The 23,737-nt window shown below is 63.7% G+C and carries 17 protein-coding genes and 1 pseudogene; 5 read left to right on the top strand and 13 right to left on the bottom strand.

Translation table 11 applies throughout. From position 1 onward, the window contains the following. Positions 1-52: 52 nt before the first annotated feature. Positions 53-658 (bottom strand): annotated as a pseudogene (locus CF161_RS20515) (LuxR C-terminal-related transcriptional regulator); the annotation flags it as partial. Positions 659-794: 136 nt separating this feature from the next. Here CF161_RS20515 and CF161_RS20520 point away from each other — a divergent pair. Continuing rightward, positions 795-2,453 carry a hybrid sensor histidine kinase/response regulator gene (locus tag CF161_RS20520; protein WP_020298522.1) on the top strand — a complete coding sequence of 553 codons (1,659 nt, stop codon included), beginning with the start codon at positions 795-797 and terminating at the stop codon, positions 2,451-2,453. Here the strand turns inward: CF161_RS20520 and CF161_RS20525 are convergent. The 6 genes from CF161_RS20525 to CF161_RS20550 all read right to left on the bottom strand — a co-directional run bounded on the left by CF161_RS20525 (position 2,431) and on the right by CF161_RS20550 (position 9,812). Continuing rightward, positions 2,431-3,078, bottom strand: coding sequence for a lipoprotein (locus CF161_RS20525; protein WP_020298523.1), 648 nt, complete (start codon positions 3,076-3,078; stop codon positions 2,431-2,433). The two genes, CF161_RS20520 and CF161_RS20525, sit on opposite strands and share 23 nt — an antisense overlap. A 104-nt stretch (positions 3,079-3,182) precedes the next feature. Continuing rightward, positions 3,183-3,476 carry a hypothetical protein gene (locus CF161_RS20530; RefSeq protein WP_020298524.1) on the bottom strand — a complete coding sequence of 98 codons (294 nt, stop codon included), beginning with the start codon at positions 3,474-3,476 and terminating at the stop codon, positions 3,183-3,185. A gap of 222 nt (positions 3,477-3,698) precedes the next feature. Beyond that, entirely contained in the window at positions 3,699-4,013 is a 315-nt protein-coding gene (locus tag CF161_RS20535) for a hypothetical protein (protein ID WP_020298525.1), read from the bottom strand. A gap of 426 nt (positions 4,014-4,439) precedes the next feature. Then, positions 4,440-6,860 (bottom strand): glucose/quinate/shikimate family membrane-bound PQQ-dependent dehydrogenase, encoded by a 2,421-nt coding sequence (locus CF161_RS20540; RefSeq protein WP_020298526.1) that lies wholly within the window; start codon positions 6,858-6,860, stop codon positions 4,440-4,442. 129 nt (positions 6,861-6,989) lie between these two features. Further along, positions 6,990-8,363, bottom strand: coding sequence for a carbohydrate porin (locus tag CF161_RS20545; protein ID WP_020298527.1), 1,374 nt, complete (start codon positions 8,361-8,363; stop codon positions 6,990-6,992). Positions 8,364-8,606: 243 nt separating this feature from the next. Continuing rightward, entirely contained in the window at positions 8,607-9,812 is a 1,206-nt protein-coding gene (locus CF161_RS20550) for a benzoate/H(+) symporter BenE family transporter (protein ID WP_020298528.1), read from the bottom strand. Positions 9,813-10,144: 332 nt separating this feature from the next. Between CF161_RS20550 and CF161_RS20555 the strand changes: the two genes are divergently transcribed. Continuing rightward, entirely contained in the window at positions 10,145-11,539 is a 1,395-nt protein-coding gene (locus tag CF161_RS20555) for a PLP-dependent aminotransferase family protein (RefSeq protein WP_020298529.1), read from the top strand. A gap of 97 nt (positions 11,540-11,636) precedes the next feature. On the opposite strand, the gene CF161_RS20560 is transcribed toward CF161_RS20555, so the two are convergent. Beyond that, a complete protein-coding gene (locus CF161_RS20560) occupies positions 11,637-13,676 on the bottom strand; it encodes a TonB-dependent receptor (RefSeq protein WP_020298530.1) in 2,040 nt (679 codons plus the stop codon). 314 nt (positions 13,677-13,990) lie between these two features. Between CF161_RS20560 and CF161_RS20565 the strand changes: the two genes are divergently transcribed. Both CF161_RS20565 and CF161_RS20570 read left to right on the top strand, forming a co-directional pair. After that, complete coding sequence (locus CF161_RS20565; RefSeq protein ID WP_020298531.1) at positions 13,991-14,221, top strand: VF530 family DNA-binding protein; 231 nt, start codon at positions 13,991-13,993, stop codon at positions 14,219-14,221. Positions 14,222-14,231: 10 nt separating this feature from the next. After that, entirely contained in the window at positions 14,232-14,897 is a 666-nt protein-coding gene (locus CF161_RS20570) for a Pr6Pr family membrane protein (protein ID WP_020298532.1), read from the top strand. Between the two features lie 6 nt (positions 14,898-14,903). Here CF161_RS20570 and CF161_RS20575 read toward each other — a convergent pair whose 3' ends face one another. The 4 genes from CF161_RS20575 to CF161_RS20590 all read right to left on the bottom strand — a co-directional run bounded on the left by CF161_RS20575 (position 14,904) and on the right by CF161_RS20590 (position 20,299). Next, positions 14,904-15,689 (bottom strand): siderophore-interacting protein, encoded by a 786-nt coding sequence (locus tag CF161_RS20575; protein WP_020298533.1) that lies wholly within the window; start codon positions 15,687-15,689, stop codon positions 14,904-14,906. After that, a complete protein-coding gene (locus tag CF161_RS20580; protein ID WP_020298534.1) occupies positions 15,686-16,261 on the bottom strand; it encodes a PadR family transcriptional regulator in 576 nt (191 codons plus the stop codon). The genes CF161_RS20575 and CF161_RS20580 overlap by 4 nt, the downstream gene beginning before the upstream one ends. Positions 16,262-16,492: 231 nt before the next feature. Then, complete coding sequence (locus CF161_RS20585) at positions 16,493-19,600, bottom strand: transglycosylase domain-containing protein (protein ID WP_020298535.1); 3,108 nt, start codon at positions 19,598-19,600, stop codon at positions 16,493-16,495. A 240-nt stretch (positions 19,601-19,840) separates the two neighbouring features. Beyond that, positions 19,841-20,299, bottom strand: a complete 459-nt coding sequence (locus tag CF161_RS20590; RefSeq protein ID WP_020298536.1) for a transposase — start codon at positions 20,297-20,299, stop codon at positions 19,841-19,843. A gap of 625 nt (positions 20,300-20,924) precedes the next feature. Between CF161_RS20590 and CF161_RS20595 the strand changes: the two genes are divergently transcribed. Further along, entirely contained in the window at positions 20,925-22,346 is a 1,422-nt protein-coding gene (locus CF161_RS20595) for an amino acid permease (protein ID WP_020298537.1), read from the top strand. A gap of 101 nt (positions 22,347-22,447) precedes the next feature. Here CF161_RS20595 and CF161_RS20600 read toward each other — a convergent pair whose 3' ends face one another. Next, positions 22,448-23,572, bottom strand: a complete 1,125-nt coding sequence (locus tag CF161_RS20600; protein WP_020298538.1) for an OpgC family protein — start codon at positions 23,570-23,572, stop codon at positions 22,448-22,450. Between the last annotated feature and the right edge of the window lie 165 nt (positions 23,573-23,737).

Below are 23,737 nucleotides of genomic sequence, written 5' to 3' on the forward strand. Positions count from 1 at the left end.
TGCTCAAGGGCGCCGGTTCTGTCAGGAAACTGTCGGCGCCTTGCCAGGCTTCGGCGAATTTTGCCGCCGCCGCCGCCCGCGAGGAGACCTTCAGGGTGTGCAGCAGGGAGGACACGTGAATGCGCACGGTGAAGGGCGAAATATCGAGTTCGCGGGCGATCTCCTTGTTGGTCTGGCCCTGGGCGATCAGGCGCAGCACTTCCTGCTGGCGGGTGGTCAACTGGCTCAGCTCGTCGCTGGCTTCCAACGGCAGCAGCAGGCCCGACGGGGCGTATTTGACCACCACTTCGCCCTCGCGAATGGCCAGGATCGCCTGGCCGATTTCCTCGGGGCTGATGCTCTTGCCGATAAAACCGTCTGCGCCGCAGGCCATGACTTCGCTGATCAGGTCCTGGTTGTCGACCATGGACACCACGATGATCGAGGTCCGTGGCAGCTGCTGGCGCAATTGGGCAATCATGCTCACCGACCGCAGCCCGGGAAAGCGCAGGTCGAGAATCAGGGAGTCCAGCTCTGCGCCGCTTTTGGCCAGGGCCAGTACCGAGGCCAGGTCGCCAGCCTCTTCGAGCACCGCTTCGGGCAGCAGGCGCTGGATGGTGCGCAGCATGCCTTCGCGAAACAACGGGTGGTCGTCGGCTACGATAATCCGGCACGTCATGTGTTGAAGCTCCTTGAGTCACCCAATCCAGGGGGCATGCTACCTTGGCGCCCTGGCGTTGTACCTGTCCGCTTGTCGAGTTCGGCAGGGACAGGAAAAGACCACGACAGCGCGGATTACACAAGGAGGTGAGGGCATGAAAGTTGAAAAAGACAGCGAACTCGATCAAGCCACGTTGCGCATTATCGTCGCCAGTTGTGCCCTGGTTTATGTCGGGCTGATCGGTTTTCTGCCGGGGCAGAACGTCGAGACCTATGTGCCGGTGATCATCTACATCTTCTTGTTCATGCTCGGCTCGATTGCCCTGCGCATGGCCATTGCCCGCTGGCCCGGGCACTACCCGGCACGGCGCATCCTGGGCATGGTCTACGACTACACCGGCACCTCTTACGGCCTGGTGGTGGGCGGGGAGGGGGCGTTGCCGATCTATGCGGTGATGGTCTGGGTGAACCTGGGCAATGGCATGCGCTTCGGCTCGCGCTACCTGGCCATCGCCACCGTCCTGGCGCTGTTCGCGCTGTTCATGGTCTACCTGCTGACCCCGTTCTGGCAGGCCCAGCCCTATATGGTGCTGATGCTGATGATCACCAGTACGGTGATTCCGGTGTACGCCCATATCCTGCTCAAACGCACGCGCCTGGCGTCGGAAGAGGCGATTGCCGCCAACCTGGAAAAGTCCCGCTTCCTGGCCCAGGCCAGCCATGACCTGCGCCAGCCGATCCACTCCATCGGCCTGTTCACCGCCTGCCTGCGCGAAGCCAACCTGGGCGTCGATGAGCGGCGCCTGGTGGACAACATCGATCGTTCACTGCTCAACGTCTCGCAGTTGTTCCGCTCGATCCTCGACCTCTACACCCTGGACAACGGCCGGGTCCTGCCCAAATACGAAACCGTGCACCTGGGCCAGTTCCTCGGTGACCTGGTGCGCCAGAACGCCGAGGCCGCGCGCTGGGCCGGGGTGGAGCTGCGGCTGCGCCCCTGTGCCCATTGGGTCCGGGCCGACCCGGGGCTGCTCGCCACCATGGTCCAGAACGTCCTGTCCAATTGCTTCAAGTACGCGGCGGAGCGCCCGGTGCTGATTGGCGTGCGGCGCCACGGCGAGGGCCTGGCCATCGTCATCTACGACCAGGGCCGGGGGATCGCCGAGGAGCATTTGCCGAAGATTTTCGACGAGTTCTACCGGGTCCGGCAGTTGCGGGACAAAGACGTCGAAGGGGTGGGCCTGGGCCTGTCCATCGTCAAGCGCCTGGGGCAGTTGGTCGGGCTGGAAGTGACGCTGAAGTCGCGCGTCGATCGCGGCACCGCAGTCAGCCTGCACGGCTTGCAGGCCGCCGCGCCGCAGCGGCTGCGCAGCCGCGATGAGGCGTTGCAAAGTGGTTTGCTGACCGGGCTGCGGGTGTGCCTGGTGGAGGATGACCGCAACGTGCTGCTGGCCACCTCGGCACTGCTGGAGCGCTGGGGCTGTGTGGTCCAGGCGGAAACAGCGGCAGAAGACCTGGTGACCGACTGCGACATCATCGTCGCCGACTATGACCTGGGCACCCGTGCCTCGGGCATCGAGTGCATCGACAGCATCCGCGAGCAGCGGGGCTGGGCGGTGCCGGCGTTGATCATCACCGGGCATGACATCGAGAAAATCCAGGCGGCGCTGCATGACCGCAACATCGCCATCCTCTCCAAGCCGGTACACCCGGTGGAGCTGCGCAGCTCCTTGCGGGCCCTGCGCGAAACGCCAATGGCGTCTGCCCACAGGGCTCTGGTGCCAGAGGCTGCTACCAGGTCCGGCACGGAATAAGCAGGGGGTAGTTGGTCATGGTCAGCTTCTTGTTCTCGCCGCTGGAGAGTTCGACGAATTCATCCAGCATGCCCGAGGACGAAGAGGTCGAACTGCGCTCGGTGTAGTAGTGGGTGGTCACCGGCCCGTAGTTGGTGTTGCTCTGGCCGGTGCCCACGTACTCGTTCCAGCGGCTGGTGCCGTACACCATGTCCTGGCCCTGGACGAAGTACCGGCCGGGTTGCAAGCCGCTGAACTGGAAGATGCCGTTGCCGTTGGTTCGGGTTATCCGGTGTACGGCCACGGCCTCCGGAAGCATGCTTACCGGCGCGCCTTCAGGCTGGGACGCGCGCAACTTATGCCAGGCCTGCAAGTGCGGGGTGACCGGGTAGAGATAGATCTTGACGTCGCGACTGTCCTCGATGCCGTCGTTGCCGACGATGCAGAACTTGCCGGTGAGCGTTGCGGTGCCGGGTTGCAGGGCGGCGCGCGCGGCCTGGGTGTCGAAGGGCTCGTCGGGGTACTGCACGGTGGGAATCTTGACTGGCGGGTATTCGTCCAGGGTTCGTCCCTGACGGGGCGCGCAGGCACTCAAGGTACAGGCGAGCAGGACTGTGCCTGCCACCATGAATAAGCGGGAGTTCATGGGTTCAGAACCTTTGAAGAAGTTTCAGTGTTCGCGCCACACAGCGTTGCCATAGCGCAGTTGCGGGTGGTCGCCGCGAAGCTGGGGTGTCAGGGACTTCCGGCTTACTGCTTGGTGCACTGGGCCGGGAGTGCGACTGCGCCGCCCATGGTGGCGAAGGCGACCATGCCGCCGCTAGGCAATACGCACTCGTATCCGCCATTGCTGGTGTTGGCGGTGAAGTAGGTCTGGGAGGCGTCGCTACGCACGTTCGAGACCGTCGAGACCGGCTTGCCGATGGTGATCTGGGCGCGGTTCTTGAGGTCGTCGTTGCTCGGTTTGGCGATGGCGCAACCGCCCAGGGCGAGTGCCAGGAGGCTGAGCAGGGCAACGGGACGGACGCTGGAATGGAGTTTCATGATGAATCTTCCTTGGTGTTGTTGTGATTTCAACGGCGCAGCCGCTCCCCTTACCGCTGGACGACGGTGCTGAAGAGAACGGGGCGAGTGGTCGGCACTCTAGCGCCGGGGCAGGGGAAGGTCGATTAGCACAAATGGGCTAGTGTCGCTTTGCAATTACGGCGTCTGCTGGGGCCGGCAGAGCGCCTGATGGGCCCGGCTGGAGGTGGCCGGGCCGAGGGCTCAGGTCAGCAACGGGTGCTGCAGGCGGCGGCCGAGCACGTCCAGCAGGTCACAGCCATCGCGCAGGGGAATGACGCAGAGTTGGGCGAAATCCTGGAGCAGGGCCGGGTGGTTTTGCAGGTCGTCGATGCTGGCGATGCTTTCCAGCAACTGGGTGGCCGCGCGAATGCGATGGGTGGCGGCTTCATGCAGCACATCCAGCGGCGCCTCGGTGTCAGCCAGTAAGGCGGGGATGGTGCAGTCGTTGCTGGTGAGGGGCATGTAGCGACGGGAGGAGGTGGGTTGTACGGGGGGATCGGGAACGATTTTTTTCATTGAACTGGCTCCGGGTAGGGGTCTTAGCCGCCAGCGGCCTTCCTACGGGCTTGGGTGGCAGCCGTGCGCGGGGTAGGAACCGAATACCCAGGGACTCGGCCACGTCGAAACGTGCCCGCGCACAGCCGCCGCGGCTGATCTTACGGACACCTCAAAGGTGCCGCAATCAGTCGGGACGCGTACGCGCCAAGGGTCATCAAAAGGGTTCCTACGCCCTGCCACTGAATTGGCAGTGACAGGCCAAACCATAGAGCCCGGGGCACAGCGGGACAAGGTGATGGAAATGGACGCGGTTTGTAGGAATTTTCCATCCGGACCTGTAGCTGCTGCCGATAGGTGTTGGTCGGTCAAATGGGGAGGCGCTCGGTGCACAAAAAAAGGCGGCTGCCCGAAGGTAGCCGCCTTTTTCATGCCTGCCGGTAAAGCTTACTCCGGCAGTTTGTAGGCAATGATGTAGTCGCCCATTTTGGTGCCCAGGGAGCCGTGGCCGCCCACGACCACCAGCACGTACTGCTTGCCATCCTTGCCGGTGTAGCTCATCGGCGTGGCCTGGCCGCCTGCTGGCAGGCGCGATTTCCACAGTTCCTTGCCGTTTTTCACGTCATAGGCGCGGATGTACTGGTCCAGGGTGCCGCTGAGGAAGCCGACGCCGCCGGCCGTCACCATCGAACCGCCCATGCTCGGCACGCCCATTGGCAGGCCGATCGGGATCGGCGAGCTGTCGCGGGTGGTGCCGTTCTTGTGTTTCCACACCACTTTGGCGGTGGTCAGGTCGATGCCGGCCACGTAGCCCCAGGCCGGGGCCTGGCACGGTACGCCGAAGGGCGACATGAACGGATGCATGATCACCGCGTACGGTGCGCCCGTGTTGGGTTGCACGCCCGAGGTTTCGCTTTCGCGCTTGCTGCCGGCAGCCACTTCGGCTCGCGGCACCAGCTTGGAGACGAAGGCCATGTAGTTCGGGCTGGTGAACAGCAGTTGGCGGACCGGGTCCACCGACACGCTGCCCCAGTTGAACACGCCGACGTTACCCGGGTAGATCAGGCTGCCCTGCACCGACGGCGGGGTGTACTGACCTTCGTAGCGCAGTTCCTTGAACTGGATACGGCACAGCATCTGGTCGAACGGCGTAGCCCCCCACATGGCTTTTTCATCCAGTGGCGGTGGCAGCAGGTTCAGGTCCGAACGGGCCTGGGTCGGTGCGGTGTGGTCGCCCTCGACAGCGCCCGTCGGGGCCGGCACTTCGCGGATCGGCACAATCGGCGTGCCGTCGCGACGGTCCAGCACATACAGGCTGCCTTGCTTGGTCGGCTGGATCAGCGCCGGCTTGACGCCTTCGGCGGTCTTCATGTCGACCAGGGTCGGCTGGCTGCCCACGTCCATGTCCCACAGGTCATGGTGGGTGAACTGGTAGTTCCAGCGCAGCTTGCCGGTGTCGATGTCCAGGGCCACGGTGCCGGCGCTGAATTTCTCGGCGCCCGGGGTGCGGTCGCCGCCCCATTGGTCAGGCATCTGGTTGCCCAGGGGCAGGTAGATCAGGCCCAGTTTTTCGTCGACGCTGGCCAGGGACCACATGTTCGGCGAGTTGCGGGTGTAGGTCTTGCCGTCCGGCAGCGGGGTGGTTTCGTCGGGGTTGCCGGCGTCCCAGTTCCACACCAGATGGCCGTCATGCACGTCGAAGGCGCGAATCACGCCGGAAGGCTCGTTGGTCGACTCGTTGTCGGTCACGTGGCCGCCAATGATCACCAGGTTACGGGTGATGGCGGTTGGCGATGTCGAGTAGTAGCCGCCCGGGGTGAACGGACCGATACCGGCCTTGAGGTCGACCACGCCTTTGTTGCCGAAGTCTTCGCAGACCTTGCCGGTGTCGGCGTTCAGCGCGATCAGGCGGGCATCGGCGGTCGGCAGGAACAGGCGGCGCGGGCAGCTGGTGGCAATCGCCTGGCCAGCTGTGGACAGGGTGGCCGGGGTGCTGATGGCACCGGGCTGATTGAAGTTGGCTTCGTCGTAGTACGACACGCCGCGGCAGGTCATGTGCGCCCAGCCACGGAAATCATCGCCGTTGGGGCCCTGGATCTGCGGGTCGAACCGCCAGATTTCCTTGCCGGTGTCCGGGTCCAGCGCCAGCACCTTGCTGTGGGCGGTGCAGGCATAGAGCATGCCGTTGACCTTCAGCGGGGTGTTCTGGTTGGTGATTTCCACCGGGTCCTTGGCGGTTGGCATGTCGCCGGTGCGGATACGCCAGGCTTCCTGCAGCTTGCCGGCGTTGCCCGGGGTGATCTGTTTCAGTGGCGAGTAGCGATCGCCGAATTCGGTGCGACCGTACGCCTGCCAGTCGCCATCGGGGATGGCGGGCGCGGCATTGGCCACCTCGGTGCTGTCGCGACCCAGGTCGCCGGCGATTTCACCCGGCTGGGTGAACTGGCTGCCCAGGGCAGCGCCACCGGCCACGACCACGGCCACGCTCAACAGCGCGGTGCCCAGCGGAGCTGCACCATGGCGCAGCAGCGGACGGCGGAACCACGGCAACAGCAGGACCACGCCAAGGACAAAGAACAACGACAGGCGCGGCACCAGTTGCCACCAGTCCAGGCCGACTTCCCACAGCGCCCAGACGCTGCTGGCCAACAGCACCAGCCCGTACAGGCCCAGCGCGGCGCGACGCCCCGCCAGCAGCAGGCCGCCGGTGATGATCAGGCCGATACCGGCCAGCAGGTAATACAGCGAGCCGCCGAGCATGCTCAGCTTGATCCCCCCGGCCAGCATGGCCAGGCCCATTAGCAGCAGCAGGATACCGAGCAGGCTCGGCAGCAGGCGGCTAGGACTTGAAGCACCCTCAGTGCTCATAGTGTGGTTCTCCGTGACGTTAAGAGTTTTCCCGCGCATGTTCACTGTAGATGACGATCAGGCGCGGGCTTGGTTCAGGTAAAAATCGTGGAACAGCAGTTTTAAGCGCAGTGCACCGCTGGCCGGGCCTCAGAACGAGCTCTGGAGCTTGATCCCGCCGATCAGCGCATCGTCGACCTGGCTGACGCCGCCGGGATGGCGGATGTACTGCAGGTTGGGGCGCACGGTCAGCCAATTGGCGACGTGCACGCCGTAGTAGAGTTCGGCGCTGTATTCGGTGTCCTGGGGCGGCAGGTAGCCGGGGTTGTCGTAATCGTAGACGGCGTGGGCCTGGTTGCTGGCCTCGGCGTTCTTGCGGTACGCCGGGTTGACGTGGACCCGCGCCAGGGCAAAGCCGATGTCGTCCCGCGCCCGGGCATCGAACAGGCCCTTGTAGACCAGGCCGGCCTGGACGTAGTTGTCGATGGCGTTGGTCTTCTTGTCGTGCATCGTCGCGTTGGCGAACACGCTCAGGCCCCGGGAGTGGTCACTGGCGCGGCTCGTCAGTTGCTGCTGCGCGCCCAGCCACAGGCCGTGTTTGCTCGAACTGCTGCGATAGGCCTCGCCACTCAGGGCGGCGGGCTGGCCGTGGCTGTCTTTATAGACGTCGCTGGCCTTGGCGCTGCTGTAGTAGTAGCCGGCGCGGTATTCCCCGGCCAGGCCATCAAGCGTGGGCGTCCACACCAGTTCGACCGGCAGCACGGCGCCCTGGGTGCCGCTGCCGCTGAGCTTGAAGCCGTTGCCGCGGTCCAGGTTCGACGGGTTCTGCTCATAGGCGCCGACCTGGGCATAGAGCTCGGGCGTCAGGTGATATTTGACCCGCAGCGCCCACTGGCTGACCGGCCAGTTGTACCAGATGCCACCCACCCAGTTGCCGACCTGGGAGCCACAGAACGCCAGGTTCTGGAAGTCGCAGGGGAAGCTGTTGAAGTCTTCGCCCTCGCCGAAGCGGCCGGCCTTGATATCCAGTTTCTGGTCGAAGAATTTCTGTTGGTACCACATCTGCGTCAGGCGCCAGGTCTGGCCACGGCCCCAGACTTCCTGGGCCGAAGTGAAGCCGCCGACGCGCGGATCGTTGATCCGGTCGTTGCTGATGTTGTCGCCGTCGCGCTTGGTCACCGTCAATTGGAACTCGGCGTCGTCCCAGCCGAGGATCTTCTGCAGGTCCAGGTGGCTGCCGAAGGCGAACTGATCGCTGTAGCGCGCGGTGCGATCGTGGTCGTAGCCGCCGTGCAGGTTGGAGCCCATTTCACCGACGTAATCGATCTTGAAGTCATAACCTTGCCGGGACAGGTCGCTGCGGCTGCCGTTCCAGTCGCCCAGCATCCACGGCGATTCGCTGTCGAAGGCCGGGGCTGCCTGGACGCAGGTGGCCAGGCCCAGGGCGCCGAGCAGGGTGATGGCTTTGCTGCCGGCCAGGGGTGTTCGGACAGCGCTGTCTTTGGAGTGGTGAACGTCAGGCATAAAATTCGGGCGTGGTCTTTTTTTAGGAATGGGCAGATAAAGCAGCGGCGATGCCGGGTCGATCACGCGGGATCGATCGCCCCATGCTGCTGATTTTAAATAGGAAGATGAAACGGTTCAGCTTTGAGGCAGGAAGGATAAAGCGCCGTCCTGAAGAGAGAAAGCGCTTTATTTGACATGGATCATTTCGGATTCGGTAACAGTGCGCCGGGGCCAACTGGCCCTGGCGCCTGCCACGGCGGGTTACGAACGGCTGGCCTGGCCGGCCTCGAGGATTTTGCGCTCGCGGGTATAGCTCAGTACAAAGTGCGCCACCAGACCGAAAATCAGGCCCCAGAACGCCGCCGCCAAGCCCAGGAAACTCATGCCCGAGGCGGTGACCAGAAATGTGATCAACGCCGCTTCCCGCTGTTTTTCATCGGCCATGGCCCCGGTCAATCCGGCGCTGATGGCCCCGAACAAGGCCAGGCCGGCCAGGGAGGCGATCAACTCCTTGGGCAGGGCCGAGAACACCGAGGCCAGGGTCGCGCCGAAAATCCCCATCAGGATGTAGAACATCCCGCAGGCGATCCCGGCGATGTAGCGTTTGTCCCGGTCTTCATGGGCTTCGCGGCCGGTGCAGATGGCGGCGGTGATGGCCGCGAGGTTGATCCCGTGGGAGCCGAACGGCGCCAGCAGCAGCGAGCCGATGGCGGTGAACGAGATGATCGAGCGCGCCGGGGTGGTGTAGCCGGCGGTGCGCATCACCGCCATGCCCGGCACGTATTGCCCGGTCAGGGTCACCAGCGCCAGGGGCAGGCCGATGTTGATAATCGCGTGCCAGCTCCACTGCGGCGCGGTGAAGATCGGCTGGGCCACGGCAATGGTGATCGAGCTGCTGTTGAGTTCGCCCAGGCCGGCGGCCACCGCGCAGCCCACGATCAGCACCGAGAGAATCGCGTAGCGCGGCGACAGGCGCTTGCACAAGAGGTAGGCGGCGATCATCGACAGCACCAGGGCCGGTTGCAGCTTGATCGAGGTGAACAATTCGGCGCCGAAGCGGAACAGAATCCCCGCCAGCATCGCGGCGGCAATGGCCTTGGGCAGGCGGCTCATCAGTTTGTCGAAGGCCCCCGAGAACCCGACCACGGCGATGATCAGGGACGCGACGATATAGGCGCCTATGGCCTCGGGCAGCGACACCGTGGGCAGCATCGATACCAGCAACGCAGCGCCGGGGGTCGACCAGGCGGTGATCACCGGCACCTTCAGGCGCCAGCTGAGCAGCAGCCCGGTGATGCCGCTGCCGATGGAAATGGCCCAGATCCAGGACGACACCTGCTCGCTGGGCAAATGGGCCTGGCTGGCGGCCTGGAACACGATGATCAAGGGGCCGGCGTAGGAAATGATCACGGCAATGAGGCCGGCAATGATCGCGGAGAGTGATACGTCCTTTCTGAGTGTGCTCATGGCGTCTCGACTGGGTGCTGGGTGGGCAGCGCAATGCATGCGAAGGGGGCGGCGTCGGCCGATTGATTCGATCGGTGGTGAGTGTATTTCAAACAATTGAATCGATTCAATTGTTTCTCGTGGCAGATTTGGTTTCTGATGTTGGAATTATTGAGTAAGCCTATGTATTTAAAAGGTTAATTGTTTGATTGAAATTTATTTGTGGCGTCCATGAGCGGATTTTGTTTTGCGATTCATAGAGGTTTTAAACAAATTGAGTCGATTTAAGGCTCAAGCGTATCGCTGTGATATCCTGCGCCGCTATCCAATGCTGCCAGTGGTCGTGATCATCCATGTGGGTTCCCCAGTTAAGCGAATTCAACCAGCCGGTCTACCTGTCGATCGCCGATGCCCTGGCGCGTGATATCAACAGCGGCCTGTTGAGTGACGGCGAGCGGTTGCCCACCCTGCGCGACCTGGCCGCCACCCTGAATGTCACGCCGGGCACCATCAGCCGCGCTTACAGCGAGGCCCAGCGGCGTGGGCTGGTGCAGGGGGAGGTGGGGCGCGGCACCTATGTCCAGGCCCAGCCATCCCAGGCTCTGCCCCTGCCCCTCAGCCATGAGGCGCCGACCCTGGCCCTGGGCCAGCCCGAACTGCTCGACCTGTCGATCATCAAGCCTTACAGCGAAACCCTGGAGTACTGGCTGCGTGGCGCCCTGGTGGGCATGGCTCAAAGCACCGACTTCGGCCGGGCCCTGGATTACGCGCCGGACGGCGGCCACCCGGCCCATCGCGAGGCCGGTGCGCAGTGGTTGCGCCATGCGCTGCCCGAGGCCCAATGGCAGCAGGTGGTGATCACCGCCGGTGCCCAGCACGGCTTGATGGTGGCCATGAGCGCGCTGACCAACGCCGGTGACCTGGTGCTCTGCGAGGCCCTGTGCTATCCGGGCATCATCTCCCTGGCCCATGGCCTGGAGCGCCGCCTGCGCGGGGTGGCAATGGATGAGGAGGGGATCATCCCCGAGGCCTTGCGTGAACTCTGCCTGCGGGAAAAACCGGCGATGCTGGTGTGCGTCGCGACCTGCCAGAACCCCACGGCAGCCATCATGTCCGAGCAGCGCCGGGCGCAGATCGCGGCACTGGCCGAGGAGTTCGACTTCATCATTCTGGACGATGACATCTATGGCTTTCTGGCCACCGACCCATCGATCAAACCCTTGTCCAGCTTTGCCCCCGAGCGTTCGGTGTACCTGACCAGCCTGTCCAAGGCGATCATGCCGGCGCTGCGGGTCGGTTATCTGTACAGCCCGCCGAAGCTGCTGTCGCGCCTGACCTCCATGGTGCGCAGCAGCGTGTGGATGCCGTCGCCGTTGACTGCGCAGCTGGCGAGCAATGTGATCAGCGAAGGCCTGGACCGCAAATTGGTGCAGACCCAGCGCACTGAAGCGGCGGCGCGCCAGGCCATTGCCCGGGAGGTGTTTGCAGGGTTGGAACTCAAGACCCAGCCTCACAGCTACCACCTGTGGCTGACCCTGCCCGAGCCCTGGAGCGCGGACGAGTTCACCCACCTGGCCCGGGCCAATGGTGTGCTGGTATTGAGTGGCAGCCAGTTCGAGGCCGAGCGCGGGGGCAACTCCCGCTGCGTGCGGGTGGTGCTGATGTCGCCCACCACCCAGGGTGAATTGCGCTTTGCCTTGACCCAGCTGGCGAGCCTGATCGAGACCGATCCGCGCCGTTATTACTGAACCACCGCTCCCCTGTGACGGGGGAGGGGGCTCGCGTCCGGCATGCAGTGGCCGCCTATTCAGCCACTGTATTCCATCCAGCCCCGCGGCCCCGGGTTCAGAAGGTGGTCCGCAAGCCCACTTCCACGCTGCGCCCGGCCGCCGGTGCGATGTCGCGCAGGATAGAACTGGCGTAGCGCACGGTCTGGTTGGTCAGGTTCTCGCCTTTGACAAAGGCCAACCACTGGCTGCTGCCGATATCGAAGCGATACCCGGCGCTGGCGCCGAAGGTGGTGTAGCCATCGGTGCCGCTTTCGTTGTCCGGGACGCGCCCCTGGCCGGCGGCGTGCTCCACGTCCAGGCGTGCCTGCCAGCGATCCAGTTCCCACAGCAGGCCGCTGTTCAACCGCAGGGGGGCGATCCGTGGCAGGGCCTGGCCGTTGTCGAGGTTGGTGGCTCGGGTGTAGTCGCCTGACAGGTCCAGGGCGAACTTGCCGTAGGCACTTTCACCAAGCTGCCAGCGATCCTGGGCTTCGAACCCGACAAAACGTGCCCGCACGCCGGAATAGCTGTATTCCGGGATGCCGTCGGCGTCTTCCTCGCCCTCGTCATTCAGGGTGCGACCGCTGCCGAGCAAGCCGATGTAATTGGAGAAGTGGCTGTAGAACACCCCGAAACTGCCCTTGTGGGTGCCATTGTCAAAACGCAGGGCCAGGTCGCTGGACACGGCTTTTTCCTTGGACAGTTTGGCGTCGCCGACTTCATAGGTGCCGGTGGCCACATGGGCGCCATTGGCGTACAGCTCGTAGAACGTCGGGGCGCGCTCGGTGTAGCCCAGGGTGGCGGCCAGGGACCAGATCGGCGTCAGGGTATAGACCGCGCCGGATGACAGGCTGCCGGCGGTAAAGCTGCTGGAACGGTTGGCGTTGGCGAAGCGCTCGTTGCCTTTGCCGTCCGGGTCGACCGTGGTGTGTTCCAGGCGCCCGCCGAGGCTGAGCGTGAGGCGCTCGCTGGCTTGCAGCTCTTCGAGGATAAACAGCGCGCCGCTGGTGGTATCGGTCTGGGGGACGAAGGCTTCCTCACCCAGGGCGGAAAATTCGCTGCGGCTGACTTGCGCCCCGATCACGCCATTGAGTGGGCCGAGGGGCAGGTGCCGCGCTTCAACCCGGGCTTCATAGCCTTTGTTCTTGAAGGTGGTGCCGGTTTCGCCGCCTTCGATTTCGCGGTGTTCGTAGTCGGTGTACCCGGCGTCGAGCTTCACCGAACTGAACGGGCCTTGCAGGTTGCGCAACTCGGAGGCGAAGGCGTAGTGATCCTGCTTCATGCGGATGCGTACGTCTTCTTCGGCCGGGGAGCCGTAATTGGAGTCGTAGTTGCTGTAGGACAGGCCGGCATAACCGTCGTCCCAGGTGTAGGAACCGCCGATGGCGCCGCCGTCCTGGCGCCCGTCGCTGTTGCCCAGGCGGCCATTCCTGGCGTCGCCGTCTTCGCTGGGGGGCGCATGCCGGCTGCGGGCGTCGCCGGGGATTTTCAGGTCATTGAACTGCCGGGAGTTGGCGTCCAGGTGCAGGGCGAAGGTGCCGTCGCCGGCTTCCAGCTTGCCGGCACTGCTGCGGGTGGTGTCGGCGCCGCCGTAGCGCAATTCACCGGCGCCGTGGATGCCCTCGATGGCGGCGGTGGGGATTCGATTGTCGAAGCTGTTGACCACCCCACCAATCGCGCTGCCGCCATAAAGCAGGGCCGCCGGGCCACGGACGATTTCGATGCGTTCGACGTTGACCGGGTCCAGGGGCACGGCATGGTCATAGGACAGCGACGAGGCATCCAGGGCGCCGACACCATTGCGCAGGACCCGAATGCGATCGCCGTCCAGGCCGCGAATGATCGGGCGACTGGCGCCCGGACCGAAGTACGACGACGACACGCCGGGTTGTTTGTTCAGGGTTTCGCCGAGGCTGCCTTTTTGTTCCAGGGTCAGTTGATCACCTTCCAGCACGGTGCTGGGCGCGGCCAATTGCGCGCTGCCCAGCGGGTTGGCCGTGATCACCTGCGCCGGCAACTCCACGGCGTGGGCCTGGGAGGCGATCAGCACGGCGGCGGACAACGGCGACAGGCGCCACAGCAGGGAGCGAGAAGGGCGGGGGGTTGAAAGAGACATCGGTCATTCCTTGGCAAGCGTTGCGCAGAGCGCTTCGAGACGGAAAACAGGCTGGACACGGGGGTGCCCTGAGTGCGGGTGAGTTATTATGATTTGATACAATATAACATCTCTTTTATTTCGAAAAGCCAGGAACTTTTGCTGCTGTCTGGAAAATTCCCGCGTGCCGTCTTCGTTCACCTGACACGCCCACAGCGTCGGTACGGGCCAGCGCAGCCTGCGGCAGCGGCTACAGTTAGGTCAGCGCTCTGGCGCGGGCGCATGGCCTCGGCTAAGGTGCGCGGCTTACTTTTCCCTTCGCTCAAAGGCCTGGCATGACCGTCACCACTACCGACCCGCTGCATGGCGTGACCCTGGAACAGATCCTCAAGGCGCTGGTGCAGCACTACGAATGGTCGGGGCTGGCCGAGCGCATCGATATCCGCTGCTTCAAAAGCGACCCAAGCATCAAGTCGAGCCTGACGTTCCTGCGTAAAACCCCGTGGGCCCGGGAGAAAGTCGAGCAGCTGTACGTGAAGCTGCAGCGCACCAAACGCCCGCTTTAAGGACCGCGTAATGCTTGCCGCAGCGCTTCTCCTCTCGCGCTACCGGCGCAGCCTGATGGCCGGCGCTGCCGTGCTCGGCTGGCTGGGGCTGACGATTCAGCTGTACCTGATTCTGCTGTCGCGCTGGAACGCCGAAGCCAGCCTGCTGGGTGGGCTGGTGAATTTTTTCAGTTTTTTTACCGTGCTCAGCAATACCCTGGCGGCCAGCGTGCTGACCTGCGCCCTGAACCTGCGGATCTCCAGGGGCCAGCAGTTTTTGCTGCGACCCTGGGTCGGCACCGCGATAGCCGCGAGCATGCTGCTGGTGGGTTTGGCCTACAGCCTGTTGCTGCGCCACTTATGGCATCCCCAGGGCTGGCAGTGGCTGGCCGATGAGTTGCTGCACGACGTGATGCCGCTGCTGTTTCTGCTGTATTGGCTGGGGTGTGTGCCCAAAGGCAGCTTGCGCCTGGGGCATGTCGGGCTGTGGACGATCTACCCGCTGCTGTATTTCGCCTACCTGTTGCTGCGCGGCGATTTGCTGGGGCTTTACCCTTACCCGTTCATCAACGTGGACAAGCTGGGTTATCCCCAGGTGTTTATCAACGCCCTGGGGATCCTGCTGGGGTTTGTCCTGGTTTCCCTGGTGCTGCTGGGCGTTGATCGTTGGCTGGGGCGGCGCCCGCCCAAGGGCTAGGGCGGGTTACTCGTCGTCGCTGCCGTCAAGGCGCCAGTAGCCGGCCGCTTTGACGAATTGCTCATTCAGGGCATGTTCGTCGAGCAACACGCGGCGGATCTGGCGCGACACTTTGCTTTCGGTGGCGACCCAGGCGTAGAGCTTGCCGGTCGGAACCTGCAACTGGCGCACGGTGCTGATCAGGTCCTGCTGGCCGCTGTCGCGTTCAACCCAGATCACCTCGACCTGCGCCGCGCTCTCCAGGGGCTGGCGTTCGGCGGCGTTGGCCACTTCGATCACCGCCAGCACCTGGCGCCCCGCAGGCAGTTCGTCCAGGCGCCGGGCGATGGCGGGCAGTGCGGTCTCATCGCCGATCAGCAGGTAGCTGTCGAAGATGTCCGGCACGATCATCGAGCCACGAGGCCCGCCGATGTGCAGGTATTGGCCGGGGCTGGCCTGTTCGGCCCAGGTCGAGGCAGGACCGTCGCCGTGCAGCACGAAATCGATATCCAGCTCGCCACGCTCCAGGTCGTAACGACGTGGGGTGTAGTCGCGCATGGCGGGCATCGGCCCGTTGTCCTTGCCAGCGCCCAGTACCAGGTTTTCCAGGGTGGCCTGTTGCTCGGCGTTCTGCGGGAACAGCAACTTCACGTGGTCGTCGCTGCCCAGGCTGATGAACCCCGCCAGTTCCGGCCCACCCAGGGTGATGCGGCGCATGCGCGGGGTCAGGTCGACGACCCGCAGCACTTGCAGGCGACGGCGTTTGATTTCGTGGCTGACCCGGTGAATGGTTTGCGAAGTATCGACGGTCATTCCGCGTGCTCCTGAGCAGGTTGGCTGGCCGGGCCATCGACGATGGCCCTGGCGGTGTTGTTCAGCAGGTCGCTGACCCGCAGGATTTCTTCAGGGCTCCAGCGCCCGTGATGCAATTGCAGGGCGTGACGCAGGTTATGCACCGCTTCGTGGATCTGCGGCGGGCGATCGTGGCCGCGCAGCGAGCGTTTGCTGACGTCGATGCGCATGCGCACGCCTTCCAGGGCAATCGCCTGATCGTGCAGTGACAGGCGACCGGCCTCGGTCACGCTGTAGCGTTTTTTGCCGCCTTCGGCATCGCCCTGGATCATTTCGCTTTCTTCCAGAAAGGTCAGGGTCGGGTAGATCACGCCGGGGCTCGGGCTGTAGGCGCCGTCGAACATGCCCTCGATCTGGCGGATCAGGTCGTAGCCGTGGCACGGCTGCTCGGCGATCAGCGCCAACAGCAGCAGTTTCAAGTCACCGGGGGCGAACACCCGGGGCCCGCGCCCGCCGCGTTCGCGACCGGGGCGTTTTTCGAAGCCGTCATGGCCGTCGCCATGTTCTCTGTGGTGGGGATGATGCTCTCTCATTTTCTCTTTCTCTCTTCGGGTTTAGACATAACTTAAGATATATCTTAATAAAGACGCAAGCCCTTCTGTGCAGCAAAGTGCTGCCGTTGGTCGCAGAGGAAGTTGGCGAAGACTGAGCCCCATGGCCTCGAAAAGACCGGCAAGTGCCTTGCACCGCGTTTGAAAACTCGGGGTCGCGGGAGGGCTGTGGGCCGAGCGCCGTTGCCTGTTACAGCGCTGTCAGGGGAGGGCTCAGCGTTGAGCCACACTGCCCAGGCATTGGCTGTTGCTGCCGGGCTGCAAGTACGGCATCAGGATCGGTGCCATGCCCTTGAGCACTTGCACCGGCAGCGCCGAAGTGAATTTGAAGGACTGGGCGCTGGCGCCCGGAACGAAGGCGGTGAGGGTGCCGAAGTGGTGATCGCCGATGTAGAACACAAAGGTCGCGGTGCGGTTGATCGACTTCGAGCTCAGCACCCGCCCACCGGCACCAATGGCCTCGATGCGGTTGTCGCCGGTGCCGGTCTTGCCGCCCATGGCCAGTGGCGTGCCGTCGGCCAGTTTGAAACTGCCCGAGACCCGTTTCGCGGTGCCCGCATCCACCACCTGGGATAAGGCGCCGCGCAGTGCGCTGGCGACCTCTGAGGGCATCACTCGCTTGCCTTTGTCAGGGTCATTGAGCAGCCGGGTTTCATAAGGGGTGTCGGCGGCAAAGTGCAGGCTGTCGATGCGCAGGGTCGGCAGGCGCACGCCATCGTTGAGGATGGTGCCCACCAGTTCCGCAAGAGCGGCCGGACGGTCGCCGGAGCTGCCGATGGCCGTGGCCAGGGACGGCACCAGGTGGTCGAACGGGTAGCCGACCTGTTGCCAGCGCTGGTGGATATCGAGGAAGGCTTCGATCTCCAGCATGGTGCGGATGCGGCTGTCGCGGGCGCTCTTGTGCCGGCTCTTGAACAGCCAGCTGTACACCTCCTGGCGCTCGAACTCGCTGGCCTTGACGATCTGGGTGAAGTTGGCATCGGGGTTGTTCAGCAAATAGCCCAGCAGCCACAGGTCCAGGGGGTGGACCTTGGCGATATAGCCCTGATCGGGAAGGTCGTAGGCACCGGGGCCGTAACTGGCGTAGAGCTTGTCCAGGCGCTCATCGGTGAGTTTTTCCGGCTGCTTGACGCCTTTGAGGTGGGAGCGCACGAAGCTGTTGAAGCTGTCCTGGCTGGCGTCCGGCAGCAGGTAGCGGTGCACCGCAGCCAGGCGGATGGCGGTGGGGTGCATGCTGTCGAGGAAGGTTTCCAGGCGCGCCTGGGTGTCCTTGTTGCGGTACTTCTTCCAGAACCGCAGCAGGAAGGATGTGCCCTCGCGATCGGCGAACCTGGCCAGGTATTCCTGGCGCCGTGGGTCGCCGTCGTCCTTGAGCAATTGCGCACTGTTTTCGGGGCCGCCATAGGTGCTGTAGCGCACCAGGTCACGCATCAGGCGAATGAACGGCAGGTTGATCGACTCCCGCAGGGCGTCGCGCAGGCTGGGGCTGCGGCCGTTGTCTTCGTTGCGAAAGTTATGGAAATGATGCAGCCCGCCGCCGGTGAAAAAGGCCTCCCCAGGGCTGGCGGAATAGGTGCGGTCGAGGGCCGCGTCGAGCATTTTCGGCAGGCTGCGGTCGCTGTTCTGGATCAGGTAGTCGACGGCCCAGCGGCTCAGTCGATCCTGGTCGGAGACCTCGGTTTTCTTCAAGGCCGCGGCGGATTGATCGGCGTAGCGGTCGTGCAGCTCGGAGATGATCTGCAAGTAAGTGGTGAGCACCCGCAGCTTGGCGGTGGAGCCCAGTTCCAGCTTGCTGCCTTCGTTGATGTCGAAGGGCTGGTCGGTGCTGTCGGTCTGCACCCTGACCCGCGAGCCGTCGGCGGTGAGTTCGAACAAGGTGAAGCTGTAACGCACCTGGGTGGTGCTGGCGGGGGTCAGCAGGCGCTCGCCGAGCAGGCCGATCTGCCCGGCAAAGGCCGGGTCGGCCAGGTGCTTGAGGTAATCGGTGGCCTGGCGTTGCAGGTCGCTTTGCAAGGTGCTGGTGGCCGCCAGGTCAAGGCGATCCAGGTCATACAGCGGGCGGTTGAGCAGGTTGGCCAGACGGCTGCGGGCCGCGCTGATGCCCTTGTTGGTCTCGATCGGTTGCAGGGTCGGTTGTTGTTGCCAGTCGCGGTAGCTGACCTTGCTGGCCAGGGCGGCGGCGGTCAGGGTCGGGTCGATCACGCCGTTCTGTGCCAGCAGGCGGATATGGCTGTCGGTCAGGTCGGCCAGCTCGCTACGGCCCTTGGCCAGGTAATGCGAGGGCCGGCGCTGGGCAATCATCAGCGACAGCACCTGGCGCAGGGCCAGGCCACGTTGCGCAAGGCTCTGCGGGTCGCTGGCGGTACTCGCCAGTTGCGCGTTGACCTGGGTGAAGTCGGCGCCGTACCAGACCCGCAACCCCTCGGCCATGCCATGCACTTCGCCGTGCCCGGGCACCGCCGACAGCGGCACGCTATTGAGGTAATCGCGCACCACGCGCTGGCGGGTTTCGAGGGTTTGCGGGCCGTCCTGATAGGCGCGCACGCTGGCGGAAATCATCTGCCGCAGTTTTTCACCGCCCGACACCGTGAGGCCGTCCGGCGAATGGCGATATTTTTCCAGCTGGGTGGCCAGGGTGCTGCCGCCGGCGGTCTGCCCCGGCAAGTGCAGCAGCTTGGCCAACTGCGACCAGGCGGCCTTGCCGAAGCGCCGCCAGTCCACGGCAGGGTTGGACAAGGGCTGGCTGGCATCCAGCAGGTCGCGGTTTTCGATGAACAGCAGGCTGTGCACCACCAGCGGCGGGATCGCGGCAAAACTGGCGTACAGCTGTTGCGGGTAATTGAATTGATACAGCGGTGCGGCGCGGCAGTCGGTGATCGACAGGCCCGCCTGAATCTTCTCGGCATAGGGCACGAAAAATCCCTGCTCGCTGTAGTCCATCAAGGCCGGGGAGAACCGTGCCTGGGACTCAATCAGGTAACCGCGCTTGAGCAGACGCGGCAGAAACTCGCCCATGGCGCTGTAACCCAGGCGTCTGTCGAAGGGCCCGGCGCCGGGATACAGCACCGCATCGCTGGCCCCGGGTTGCACCGAATAACTGAGGTCCTTGGCGAATCGGCTGAACTCACGGGCTTGCAGCTTCGACGTGCGAATCTCGCGGGCTGCGGCAAAACCCAGGGCAATCAGGGTCAACAGCAGCAATAACCAGAACAGGCGCCAGGCATGGCGCCGCGGGCGACGCTTTTGGGCAGGGGGCGCTTCATCCGCACGATCAGTGGGCACCTGGGGTTTACTTGAATCGGTCTGCCATAAAGCGCCCATAGTCGATTGATCCATTCACGCAGATTGATCGGACTTGCATGAAGCTTAGTCGGTGCTTGGCGCCGCTGAAAAAATTGTCAAAGCGATCTTTCTACCCCCTGTGGCGAGGGAGCTTGCTCCCGCTGGGGCGCGCAGCGGCCCCAAAGGCCTATCAGCCACACCGCGTACTGAGGTTTTGCGACTGCGCAGCAGTCGAGCGGGAGCAAGCTCCCTCGCCACAAGGGCGCTGAAAACGAGCGTTTATAGCCAGCAGGCATCCCAGAGTGGATAGTCGCCCACCTTTTTCACCAGGCCGGCACGTAAGGGGTTGGCGACGATGTAGCGTGCGATGTGTTGCAAGTCTTCGCCGTCCCGGACGGCCCGATCGTGATAGCCGCTTTGCCAGAAGGGCCCTTCGGATCCAAGACGTTGATTGATTTGACGGGTGCTCCGCGATTTCACGGCCTGGACCACCTGGGGCAGCGTGGCTTGTTCGAGTTGCAGCAGCCAATGCAGGTGATCCGGCATCAGCACCCAGGCCAATGACTCGACGTGACCGCAATCCTGAGCCCGTTTCAGCTCGGCGACCACCAGCCGTCCCAGGCGCCAGTCGGAGAACAAGGGGCGTCGGCGGTAGACCACGGTGGTGATGAGATAGGCCCGGCCGCTTTCAGAGTGCCGGCCGCGGCGCAATCGATGGGACTGAGGGCGGGTCGGCATTCCATTGCCTCCAGGCTCTGAACAAATGAATCCTGGACGCTAGCAGCTTGGCCTCGAAGTGGGGGCCATTCCTCGTTTATAGATATTTCAGCCTGGTGGAGAAGGCACAAGCGCCCTCACCACAACGTGGACTGCGGCCAACTGCAAGCTTGCAGTTACCCAGGCCCGACACTGCCGTCTGTGGCGAGGGAGCTTGCTCCCGCTCGACTGCGCAGCAGTCGCCGGTACGCCTCTCAGATCTGAAAGCCCACTACGCCCCGCAGCATCAGCCTGAGGCCTGTGATAGAGCCTCCGCGCCGGTAAATACGGCCTAGGTAGGGGCATGACGCTGCACCATTGCTGTGCAATACTCGGCGCCGTTTAAAAATGGCTCTCGGTCAGATCTCCAGGTAATGCTCCTCCGTGAAAAGGGTTATTGCCGAGATTTCTCGCTGAATTTAGCTACTTATAGAGTGAAAAGCCCTATAGGGAGCTTTTTATACTGCTCGCCCCGCTGATCTCGCCGGTTTGTCCGGCCAGACGGTTCGATCCACAAGGTCGGGCCGGTAGAGCCCGTACAGGTTATCCGCCTGTGCTTCGCAGACTCGGTGGCTCATATCCAATAACAAGATGAGGTTGTATCCCTATGCCAGTTGGCAATCACCTGCCCCAAGGCGAGACCGCTCAGGGCGGCCCGCTAAAACGCGAACTCGGCGAACGGCATATTCGCTTGATGGCGCTTGGCGCCTGTATCGGCGTCGGCCTGTTCCTTGGTTCGGCCAAGGCCATTGAAATGGCTGGCCCGGCCATCATGCTGTCCTACATCATCGGCGGCCTGGCGATTCTGGTGATCATGCGCGCCCTCGGCGAGATGGCGGTGCATAACCCGGTCGCGGGTTCCTTCAGCCGTTACGCACAAGACTACCTGGGCCCATTGGCGGGCTTTCTCACCGGCTGGAACTACTGGTTCCTGTGGCTGGTGACCTGCGTTGCGGAAATCACCGCCGTGGCGGTGTACATGGGGATCTGGTTCCCCGATGTGCCGCGCTGGATCTGGGCCCTGGCGGCGCTGATCAGCATGGGTTCGATCAACCTGATCGCGGTCAAGGCCTTCGGTGAGTTCGAGTTCTGGTTCGCCCTGATCAAGATCGTCACCATCATTGCCATGGTCATCGGCGGCATCGGCATCATCGCCTTCGGTTTCGGCAACGACGGCGTGGCGCTGGGCATTTCCAACCTCTGGACCCACGGTGGCTTCATGCCCAATGGCATCAGCGGCGTGCTGATGTCGCTGCAGATGGTGATGTTCGCCTACCTGGGTGTGGAGATGATCGGCTTGACCGCCGGTGAAGCGAAGAACCCGCAGAAGACCATTCCCAATGCCATCGGCTCGGTGTTCTGGCGCATCCTGCTGTTCTACGTCGGCGCACTGTTCGTGATCCTGTCGATCTACCCGTGGAACGAAATCGGCACCCAGGGCAGTCCGTTCGTGATGACCTTCGAGCGCCTGGGGATCAAGACCGCTGCCGGCATCATCAACTTCGTGGTGATCACCGCTGCGCTGTCGTCCTGCAACGGCGGCATCTTCAGCACCGGGCGCATGCTCTACAGCCTGGCGCAGAACGGCCAGGCCCCTGCCGGCTTCGCCAAGACGTCAAGCAACGGTGTGCCACGGCGCGCCCTGCTGCTGTCGATCGGTGCCTTGCTGCTGGGCGTGCTGCTCAACTACCTGGCGCCTGAGAAGGTGTTCGTCTGGGTCACCGCGATTGCCACCTTCGGCGCGATCTGGACCTGGGTCATGATCCTCCTGGCTCAGCTCAAGTTCCGCAAAGGCCTGAGCGTTGCCGAGCGTGCGGCCCTGAAATACCGCATGTGGCTGTACCCGGTCAGTTCCTACCTGGCCCTGGCGTTCCTGGTGCTGGTGGTGGGGCTGATGGCCTACTTCCCGGAAACCCGCGTCGCGCTGTACGTAGGGCCAGCGTTCCTGGTGCTGCTGACGGTGCTGTTCTATGTGTTCAAGTTGCAACCGACTGAAGCCCGCCAGGCTTCGGCAGGCTCGACGCTGTAACCTGCGCGTCGCTCAATGAAAAAGCCCCGGTCCAGTGACCGGGGCTTTTTTATGGCGCCCGATACAGGGCCGCCGGGCAGGGCGCCAACATCCTGTGCCGGCTAAGCGATGGCCGCGTGGGTCGGCTGGCTCAGGCGCTTATTGAAGTCCAGCCAGGACGCCAGCGCCGCCATCAGCACGACCCCCAGCACGGCACTGAACACCCGCATGGCCAGGGCATCATCCGCCTGGGCGTTGAGCATGTCCGCCAGGGGCGCGAGCAATACGCCAAAGCAGAACACCTCCAGCGAATAGCGGCCCATGCGCGCGCACTGCTGCGCCAGCCAGTGGCGCGTCCAGCCGACATCCGGCAGCAACCTGGCGGTGACATAGGCCAGGGCCAGGAAGTGCAGCAGGCGCAAGGGCGAGAGGTTGGTCTTGCTGATCGGGTACAGCCATTCGCCGAGCATCCTGGGCATGAACGCGTCGTGCACCTCGGGCCATTTCCAGGACAGGACCAGCAACCCGCTGAGCAGCAGGTACGCCGCAGCACCGACAAACATCGGTTGCCGGCGCAATGGCCGCAGGTCAGCCACCTCGGGCCTTTGCCCATGAATGGCCGCCGCTCCGCCGAGGATAAACAGCAGCTGCCAGGCCATCGGGTTGAAAAACCAGACGCCGCCTTCCTGGGCCGCCAGGTTCCACTGGAACCAGGGCGCCAGCAGGTACAGCACCACGGACAGCCCGACCACATACTGCGCCCTGCGCAGCAGCATCGGCAGCACCAGCGGCAGGCCCAGCAACAGCAGGATATACAGCGGCAAGGGGTCCATCAGGCTGGGTTTGAAGCGCAGCAGCAACTCGTCCATCAATGCCTGTTGCGGGTGGGTGAGGAAGTACTGCAAGCCCATCTCCTGCACCAGGTCGCGGGTCTGCACATGGCTGTTGGCGAAGAACACGATGCCCATCAACAACGCCAGCAGGAAGATATGCACCACATACAGGACCCAGGCCCGGCGCAGGATTTTCACGCAGGCCACCAGGTAGCCGTCGCGCCGCACGACCTTGCCGTAGGCCAGTACCGCCGCGTAACCGGCCAGGAACACGAAGATCTCCGCCGCGTCGCAAAAACCGATATTGCGCAGGGTAAATTGGGCCAGGGGGTTCTGCGGCACGTGATCCCAGAAAATGAAGATCAGTGCCAGGCCACGAAAGAAGTCGATGCGCGGGTCGCGTCCGTTAAGCATGGCGTCGGGCTCTTGAGCGAAGGTCTAATAAGGAGTCGCGGGCGGCGCAAAAGGTTGCGCGCCACCTATCGGCGGCGCGCAGGGTGGCGTGATTGCTCGCCAATTGCAAAGGGCGGAGCAGCGCCCGGGGGCTAATCGGACGGGTCCGAGACACAGGGCCGCTTT

Origin of the sequence: Pseudomonas sp. CF161 (assembly GCF_000416215.1) — a bacterium.
Lineage (GTDB): Bacteria > Pseudomonadota > Gammaproteobacteria > Pseudomonadales > Pseudomonadaceae > Aquipseudomonas.